Annotated in this window: 7 protein-coding genes and 1 pseudogene; 6 read left to right on the top strand and 2 right to left on the bottom strand. The window is 66.3% G+C overall.

The window, feature by feature from the left end; translation table 11 throughout:
• Together EOA33_RS39085 and EOA33_RS16835 are read left to right on the top strand one after the other, a co-directional pair.
• Positions 1–735: pseudogene (locus EOA33_RS39085) on the top strand (alpha/beta hydrolase); the annotation flags it as partial.
• 145 nt (positions 736–880) lie between these two features.
• Positions 881–1693, top strand: coding sequence for a methyltransferase domain-containing protein (locus EOA33_RS16835; RefSeq protein WP_127406100.1), 813 nt, complete (start codon positions 881–883; stop codon positions 1691–1693).
• Between the two features lie 86 nt (positions 1694–1779).
• Here EOA33_RS16835 and EOA33_RS16830 read toward each other — a convergent pair whose 3' ends face one another.
• A complete protein-coding gene (locus EOA33_RS16830; RefSeq protein ID WP_127406099.1) occupies positions 1780–2610 on the bottom strand; it encodes an aldo/keto reductase in 831 nt (276 codons plus the stop codon).
• 235 nt (positions 2611–2845) lie between these two features.
• Between EOA33_RS16830 and EOA33_RS16825 the strand changes: the two genes are divergently transcribed.
• Positions 2846–3055, top strand: a complete 210-nt coding sequence (locus EOA33_RS16825; RefSeq protein WP_126055331.1) for a hypothetical protein — start codon at positions 2846–2848, stop codon at positions 3053–3055.
• A gap of 20 nt (positions 3056–3075) precedes the next feature.
• On the opposite strand, the gene EOA33_RS16820 is transcribed toward EOA33_RS16825, so the two are convergent.
• Positions 3076–3708 (bottom strand): TetR/AcrR family transcriptional regulator, encoded by a 633-nt coding sequence (locus tag EOA33_RS16820; RefSeq protein ID WP_126055332.1) that lies wholly within the window; start codon positions 3706–3708, stop codon positions 3076–3078.
• Between the two features lie 371 nt (positions 3709–4079).
• On the opposite strand from EOA33_RS16820, the gene EOA33_RS16810 reads away from it, so the two are divergent.
• The 3 genes from EOA33_RS16810 to EOA33_RS16800 are packed head-to-tail and all read left to right on the top strand — an operon-like array spanning position 4080 to position 7851.
• The gene (locus EOA33_RS16810; protein WP_189375174.1) at positions 4080–4580 is read left to right on the top strand and encodes a (2Fe-2S)-binding protein; all 501 of its coding nucleotides are present in this window, start codon (positions 4080–4082) and stop codon (positions 4578–4580) included.
• Entirely contained in the window at positions 4577–5560 is a 984-nt protein-coding gene (locus EOA33_RS16805) for a xanthine dehydrogenase family protein subunit M (protein WP_127406097.1), read from the top strand. The genes EOA33_RS16810 and EOA33_RS16805 overlap by 4 nt, the downstream gene beginning before the upstream one ends.
• A complete protein-coding gene (locus tag EOA33_RS16800; protein WP_126055334.1) occupies positions 5557–7851 on the top strand; it encodes a xanthine dehydrogenase family protein molybdopterin-binding subunit in 2295 nt (764 codons plus the stop codon). Before EOA33_RS16805 ends, EOA33_RS16800 begins: the two co-directional genes overlap by 4 nt.
• Positions 7852–7976: the final 125 nt, after the last annotated feature.

Genomic DNA, 7976 nt, shown 5'->3' with positions numbered 1-7976 from the left:
CCCGCCGATGCGATCGCGCTCTGGCGCTGGGGCACAGAAATCGACGTACGCGATATCCTGCCCGCCATCCATGTTCCGACGCTGGTCATCCAAAGGACGGGCGACCGCTGGGTAAGGCCGGAAGAAGGACGCTACCTGGCAAGGCATATCGAAGGCGCCAGATATCTCGAGTTGGCCGGCAGGGACCATTTGATCTGGGGCGAGGACTGCGACCGCCTGGTCGACGAGATCAGACGCATCGTCACCGGCGCCCTGCCCGCGGCTCCGAGCGAGCGCTTGCTGCTCTCGGTACTGGCAATCGAGATCGCGCCTGCCGGCGAAAAGGCGATCGGCCAACACGCCGAAGCGATTCGGGACCAGTTGCTGCTGTTCGACGGCAGGGAGATCAGGCGATCCGGCGACAAGGTGCTCGCTGTCTTCCAGCGGCCGACGCGGGCCATCCAATGTGCGGTCGCCATTCGCGAGCGCCTGAAGCCTTTGGCTGCCAATTTCCGCTCGTCGATCCACATCGGCGAGTGCGAGTCGCACGGCGAGGAGTTCAGCGGAGTCGCCATCGAGGTCACGTCGCGGTCTCTGGACCATGCCCGGCCCGGCGAGATCATCGCATCGCGGACGGTGCGCGACCTGATCGTCGGCTCCGGCCTGGCTTTCGAGGAGCAAGGTGCCATGTGCGGCCCCCCGGGGGCGCTGCAGTTCTTTTGTGTCGCCGCGACGCCCGTAAATGCCGGCGCATAGACGCCTTCGGCTGGATGGGCCGGCGGGACAGCCCGCCTTTGCCCTGCCGGGCGCCGCCGCATATGGGTTGGTTCGGTCGAAAAACGCGCCAAACAGACAACCACGTGCTAGTCTCGCGCCACCAAATGCACCGTGGGGGATAGCAATGCTGGAAACGGACAAGGTGTTCGCCGGCTCTGTTCCGGAAAACTACGATCGCTATATGGTGCCGTTGATCTTCGAGCCGTACGCCGCGGACCTGGCGCAGCGGGCGGCGTCCCTGTCGCCCGGCGCCGTTCTGGAAACCGCCGCGGGCACCGGGGTCGTCACCCGCGCACTGGCGCCAAAACTGTCCCCCGCCGCGCGCTATGTCGTGACCGACCTCAACCTGCCGATGCTCGACCACGCCGCCTCGCGGCAAGGCGCCGACAGCCGCATCCAATGGCGCCAGGCGGATGCGCTGGCGCTGCCGTTCGAGGACGCCGCCTTCGACCTCGTCTGCTGTCAGTTCGGCGCGATGTTCTTTCCCGACCGCCCGGCCGGCTACCGCGAGGCAAGGCGGGTGCTCAAGCCCGGCGGACGTTTCCTGTTCAACGTGTGGGATCGCATCGAGGAGAATGAGTTCGCCGACGACGTGACGAATGCCCTGGCAAGGATTTTCCCGGACGATCCGCCGCGCTTCCTGGCACGCACGCCGCACGGCTACCACGACAAGGACCTGATCCGCAGCGACCTGGAGGCTGCGGGCTTCTCGCATGTGACGATCGAGACGAGGGCCGAACAAAGCCGGGCCCCCTCGCCGCGCATTCCTGCCGTCGCCTATTGCCAGGGGACACTGCTTCGCAACGAGATCGAGGCCAGGGACGCGGCAAAACTGGAAGCCGCGACCGACTGCGCCGAAGTCGCGATCAGGGACAGGCACGGCAGCGGCGCGGTCGCCGCCAAGATCCAGGCGCATGTGATCGTGGCGATGGCGTAGCGATAGGCCAATCGCCAACGTTGCAGAAAAGGTGCCTTCGGCGAAGCGCTAATCTCCCCCAAGGGGAGATCAGCTGTTTCAACGCCTCAGAACAAGAACGCCGCCGCCGCCGGATCCGGCCCGGTGCGGCCGTCGGCGGAATCCATGCCACGGATGGTCTCCAGGTCGTTGCCGTCCAGCTCGAAGCCGAAGACGTCGAAATTGGCGGCGATTCTTTCCTGGTGGTTCGACTTCGGGATAACGATCAGCCCTTCCTGCAGGTGCCAGCGGATGACGATTTGCGCCACCGACTTGCCGTGCTTCCTGGCGATCCCTTCCAACGTCGGGTCGGCCAGCAGGCGACCGCTGCCCAGCGGGCTCCAGCTTTCGATCTTGATATCGTGCCTGGCATGGAATTCGCGCTTGTCGCGCTGCTGGAAGCGCGGATGCAATTCGATCTGGTTGACGGTCGGCGTCACGCCGGTCTCGCCGATGATGCGCTGCAGATGGTCCTGGTTGAAGTTCGACACGCCAACCGACTTGATGCGGCCTGCCTTCTGGAGTTCGACGAGCGTCTTCCAGGCTTCGACATACTTGCCCTGGCTGGGCACCGGCCAGTGGATGAGGAAGAGATCGATCTGATCGATGCCGAGCTTTTGCATCGTGTCGTCGAAGGCGCGCAACGCGGCGTCGCGCTGGTGGGCACCGTTGCGCAGCTTCGAGGTGATGAACAGGTCGCCTCTCGGCACGCTTGCCGCGCGGATCGCCTCGCCCACGCCTTCCTCGTTGCGGTAGCCCTCGGCGGTGTCGATCAGGCGGTAGCCGGCGTCGATCCCCCAGCGCACCACCTTGGCCGTGACGCCCGGATCGACCTGCCACACGCCGAGCCCGATCTGAGGAATGGTGGCGCCGTCGTTCAGTGTCAGCCGTTCAGGCATGCGTATGTCCTTCTGTAATCATATTTGCCCCGCGCTCTATCTAGGCTGCGCTCCCGGCAATGCGAGTCGATGACGCGTTTGTGTATTTGCGGAACGGTCGGCGGCAAAGCGCACACGGCCCATTTCGACCGCACTGGAACTTTCTGCATGGCTAATGTTTTCTTAACCACCAACTCGCAGTCTCGACGGGAGCGCGTTGCAATGGCCTTGCGAAAACGTCTGCTTGGGAGGCGTCATGCCAATTCGTCGAAAAGCTCAGGACGCTGGTATTTTCGATCCGTCCGAACTGGCCTTGCTGGCAAGGGTCTTCGAACGGTTGAAGCTTGAAAGCGATTCCCCCGATCGCCTTGAGGGCCTGGCGTCCCGCATCCTTGCCAACTACATGGCCGGCATCGCCGACGAGGAAGAACTTCTGTCGCTGTCGAAGCAACCGCTGGGACGATAGACGCATCGCGGCGCGCCCGACTACCGGGGCAGCTTCGACGCCTCCCTCGCCCCGAACCGCAAGCCATCCATCAACAGCTTGACCAGCCGCCCCGAGCGGTCGCGCCAGTCGGGCGTGTTAGGCGCGGAGTAGATGCCGCCGAGTGCATGCAGCACGTCGGAGGCATCGACGTCGGCGCGGATCGAGCCGGCGGCGGCAGCCCGCTCGACCAGGCCTTTCAGCGCGCCCGAGACACGCCCGGACGTATCGGAGAACAGTGTCGAGTTGGTGGTGAGCAGGATGCGAAGGCTGGTCGCCAGGCCGCGCTTGGTGCCGATATAGTCGACGAAGCGCTGCATCCACAGCTCCAGCGCGACATCGGCCGGATGTTTTTCCGCCAGTTCCCCGGCTGCGCGACAAAGCCCTTCCACCTCGCGGCGATAGACCACCTCAACCAGATGCTCGCGCGTCGGGAAATGCCGGTAGAGCGTGCCGATGCCGACCCCTGCCCGTTTCGCGATCTCCTCCAGCGAGGCATCGACACCAGCCTCAGCGAAAGCCTGCGCCGCCACTTCGACCAGCCTGTCGCGGTTGCGCTGGGCATCGGCGCGCAGCGGCTTTGGCGCGGGCGCGTCTGGCTTCTCGTCGGCTGTCGCTGGCGGCCTTTCAGCCAATTTTGTCTCCACGAGTCGATTGGGGCTTGAACCCGACCGGGTCAGCCCCCACGTAAATAAACGGAGGCGCCTCCGTTTTAGTGGAGCAGCTTTATCATATAATCAGGGGGACCGGTATGTCACGTGTTGAGAGCGTAATCTCCCCCCTCGAGGGGGAGATGTCGCCAAAGGCGACAGAGGGGGTCGGTTCGACCGGGCGCGACCTGCCGCGGCAGGTAGAGGTTGGCGCTCTTTGCGAGACGACCCCCTCTGGCCTGCCGGCCATCTGCCCCTCAAGAGGGGAGATTAACACGCTCCCGTCACCCTTGCCCCTGCCCTCCCAAGCCCCATTTCCATCCGCCTAGCGTCCAGCAATTGGAGCCCGACGCCCCATGAATGACCAAGTCACCATCAGTCCGACCACGCTTTCCCTCCACCTCATCATCAACGGCAGCGACCACACTCTCGACATCGAGCCGCGCGTGACGCTGCTCGACGCGCTGCGTGACCGGCTCCACCTCACCGGCACCAAAAAGGGCTGCGACCAGGGTCAGTGCGGCGCCTGCACCGTGCATGTCGACGGCGAGCGCGTGCTTGCCTGCCTGACTTTGGCGGCGCAGGTCGAGGGACGCGACATCACCACCATCGAGGGGCTTGCCGACGCGGACGGCACGCTCAACGCCGTGCAAGCCGCCTTCCTCGATCAGGACGCCTTCCAGTGCGGCTATTGCACGCCGGGCCAGATCATGTCGGCGGTGGCCTGCATCCGCGAGGGCCATGCGGGGTCCGACGAAGAAATCCGCGAATACATGGCCGGCAATCTGTGCCGCTGCGGCGCCTATCCGCACATCGTCGCCGCCGTCCGCCAGGCAGCAGAGGGGCTCCGCTCATGAGAGACTTTTCCTACCTCCGCGCCGACACTGTCGAGGCCGCGCGCCATGCTTCCGCCCTCCCCGGCGCCATGCTGCTTGCCGGCGGCACGACGCTGGTCGACCTCGCCAAATGCGGCGTCGCCGAACCCTCGACCGTTATCGACATCAGCCATATCGAGGGGCTCAGCGCCATCGACGTCACCGCCGACCGCGCTATGATCGGCGCGCTGGCGAAGATGAGCCATGTCGCCGACCATGCCGGGATCAAAACTTGCTTCCCGGCCGTCTCGGAGGCTCTGTGGCAGGCGGCCTCGGCGCAGCTGCGCAACATGGCGACCATCGGCGGCAACCTGATGCAGCGCACGCGCTGTCCCTATTTTCGCGACCCAGCCAACTTCCCGGCCTGCAACAAGCGCGCGCCGGGCAGCGGCTGCTCGGCGATCGGCGGGGTGACGCGGGGCCATGCGGTGCTCGGCACCAGCGAGGCCTGCATCGCCACCTATCCAGGCGACCTCGCGATTGCGCTCGTCGCCTTCGACGCCGAGGTCCATCTCGGCGAGCGCAGGCTAAAGGTCGAGGACTTCTTCCTCGCGCCCGGCGCGACCGCCGAGCGCGAGCACGACATCCGCCCCGGCGAGGTGATCACGGCGATCGAGATCCCGGGCTCGGCAGCGGCCAGACGCTCGACCTATCTCAAGGTTCGCGACCGCCAGTCCTACGAATTCGCGGCGGCGAGCGCGGCGATAGGGCTGGAGCTCGAAGGCGACGGTCGCACCATCCGCGACATCCGCGTCGCGCTCGGCGGCGTCGCCACCAAGCCGTGGCGCGCGCGGGCAGTCGAAAACGAGCTCAAAGGCAAGACGTTGACCGAGGCCACCGTGCGCAAGGCGAGCGAACTCGCCATGGAAGGCGCCGTCGACCATGGCGCCAACCACTACAAGATCGAGCTCGCGCCGCGCGTCGTCGCGCGCGCCATCCTCAATTTGGGAGAGACGGCATGACCGTTCATGAGATGAAACATGCGGCTTCGGACAGCGCCCGCCTCGAGGCGGTGGGCGGGCGGCTGTCGCGTGTCGACGGCCCGGCCAAGATCACCGGCGCGGCGCACTACGCGGTCGAGCAGCAACTCGAAGGGCTGGCGCACGCAGTGATGATAGAAAGCACCATCGCCGCCGGAACGGTGGTGGCCATCGACAGCAGAGCGGCGGAGACAGCGCCCGGCGTGCTTCTGGTGCTGACGCCCGACACTATCATGGAGTTGAAGGGCGCTTCGGATTGGCTCGGCAACCCGCCGTCGCAACAGACCTATTGCCCGCTTGCCCGCACGGTCACCTATTCCGGCCAGCATATCGCCGCGGTGGTGGCCGAGACCTTCGAGCAGGCGGTCGCGGCGGCCGCCCTCGTCAAGGTGACCTATGACGAGACGCCGGCGATCGTCGACCTCAGCGACCCCAAGGCCGGCGACGGCATCCCGATCGACGCCATGACCAAGGAGTGGGGCGACGCTCAAGGTGCCTTCGCCGCCTCGCCGGTGCGCGTCTGCGCGGCCTACAACACGCCGCGCGAATTCCAGGCGGCGATGGAACCGCATGGGCTGATCGCCCGCTGGCAGGGCGAGGCGCTCACCATCTGGGAGCCCAGCCAATGGCTGGACGGCATGGCGCGCACCTATGCCGAATGGTTCGCGATCCCGTTCGAGAATGTGCGGCTGGTCTCGCCCTATATCGGCGGCGGCTTTGGCTCGAAGGCGCTGGCGCTCGCCCACAGCGCGGTGGCGGCGGCCTCGGCGAAGATGCTCGGACGACCGGTGAAGCTGGTGCTGACCCGGCCGCAGAATTTCACCTCCTATGGCGGCCGCGCCGCGACCCGCCAGACGGTGGCGATCGGCGCAGACAAGGACGGCCGCATCCAGTCGATCGTGCATCGCGGCGTCAACGAGACGGCGGTCGATGGCATGTGGGTCGAGCCGCTCGGCTCCGTCACCTCGATCATGTACGCCACGCCCAACTTCTCCTCGAAGCAGAATGTGGTGCGGGTGAACACCGTGGTGCCCGGCGCCAAGCGCGCGCCGGGCGAGAACCCCAGCGCCTTCGGCATCGAATGCGCCATCGACGAGCTCGCCTATGAGGTCGGCATCGATCCGCTGGAAATCCGGCTGAGGAACTACGCCGAACAGGATCCGCACGCCAGGAAGGCGTGGTCGACCAGGCAGTTGCGCGAGGCCTTCGCAGCCGGCGCCGAGGCGTTCGGCTGGGGGAAGCGTTCGCCAATGCCGCGCTCGATGCGCGACGGCCACCAGCTGATCGGCTGGGGCGTGGCGGCCGGCACCTATCCGGTGCGGCGCGCCCATGGCGAGGCGGTGGTGAATATCCTCGCCGACGGTTCGGTCGAGGTCGAAAGCTCCTCCATCGACATGGGCCAGGGCACCTACACGATCCTGGCGCAGACTGCGGCCGAGACGCTCGGCGTGCCGGTCGAGCATGTGTCGGTGAAGCTGGGGGATTCCCACTTCGCCCGCGCCGGCGTCGCCGGCGGCTCGCGCCTTGCCGGCGTCATGACGGGCGCGGTCTACAAGGCGGCGAGCCAGGCGCTGGACGAGCTGATCGGGCTGGCGATCGCCGATCCGGGCTCGCCCTTCCATGCGCTGCAGGCGAACACACTGGTGGTCAAGGACGGTCGCATCGCCTCGCCGCGCGGCGACGGTCCCGAGATCCCGATCGCCGAGCTTCTGTCCGCCGTCGGTCGTGAACGGATCGAGGCCAAGGGCGATACCATGCCGGCGAACGCGACGGCTGAGGAGCGCTACCGGAACTACACCACCATCGCCGTGTCGATCCCGCACACCGAGGGCGACTATTCACGCCACTCCTGGTGCGCGCATTTTGTCGAGGTCAGGGTCGACGAGGATTTCGGCACGGTGCGGGTGTCGCGTGTCGTGTCGGCGCTGGATTCCGGCCGGCTCTACAATCCGAAGCTGGCGGAAAGCCAGTGGAAGGGCGGCATCATCATGGGCATCGGCCAGGCGCTGCTGGAGGAAGGCATGGTCGACCGCCGCCATGGCCGCATCGTCAACGGCAACCTCGCCGACTACATGATCCCGACCAACGCCGACATCCCGGACATCGAGACGATCTCGGTCGGTATCCCCGACCCGCATTCGTCAGTGCTCGGCGGCAAGGGCGTCGGCGAGCTCGGCATCGTCGGCGTCGCCCCGGCGATTGCGAACGCGGTGTTCCATGCGACGGGCAAGAGGATCAGGGATCTGCCGATCACGCTGGAGAAGTTGATTTAAGGCTGACGCGAGCCCTGCCCTGCCGGGCATCTCCCCCTTAAGGGGGAGATTTGCGGTTTCAGCGCTGGCGCGCACCCTCGCAGCGTTCGAAATTGGCGAAGGCGGCGGAGCGAATAATCTCCCCC

The sequence above is a fragment of the Mesorhizobium sp. M4A.F.Ca.ET.050.02.1.1 genome, assembly GCF_003997725.1.
In the GTDB taxonomy this organism is placed as follows: domain Bacteria; phylum Pseudomonadota; class Alphaproteobacteria; order Rhizobiales; family Rhizobiaceae; genus Mesorhizobium.
This window is presented reverse-complemented; position numbering and strand designations above follow the sequence as displayed.

What these genes read in the sequence shown, in the direction of transcription:
- EOA33_RS16835 (WP_127406100.1), top strand. Translation starts at nt 881, where the DNA reads ATGCTGGAAACGGACAAGGTGTTCGCCGGCTCTGTTCCGGAAAACTAC.
- EOA33_RS16830 (WP_127406099.1), bottom strand. Translation starts at nt 2,610, where the DNA reads ATGCCTGAACGGCTGACACTGAACGACGGCGCCACCATTCCTCAGATC.
- EOA33_RS16825 (WP_126055331.1), top strand. Translation starts at nt 2,846, where the DNA reads ATGCCAATTCGTCGAAAAGCTCAGGACGCTGGTATTTTCGATCCGTCC.
- EOA33_RS16810 (WP_189375174.1), top strand. Translation starts at nt 4,080, where the DNA reads ATGAATGACCAAGTCACCATCAGTCCGACCACGCTTTCCCTCCACCTC.
- EOA33_RS16805 (WP_127406097.1), top strand. Translation starts at nt 4,577, where the DNA reads ATGAGAGACTTTTCCTACCTCCGCGCCGACACTGTCGAGGCCGCGCGC.
- EOA33_RS16800 (WP_126055334.1), top strand. Translation starts at nt 5,557, where the DNA reads ATGACCGTTCATGAGATGAAACATGCGGCTTCGGACAGCGCCCGCCTC.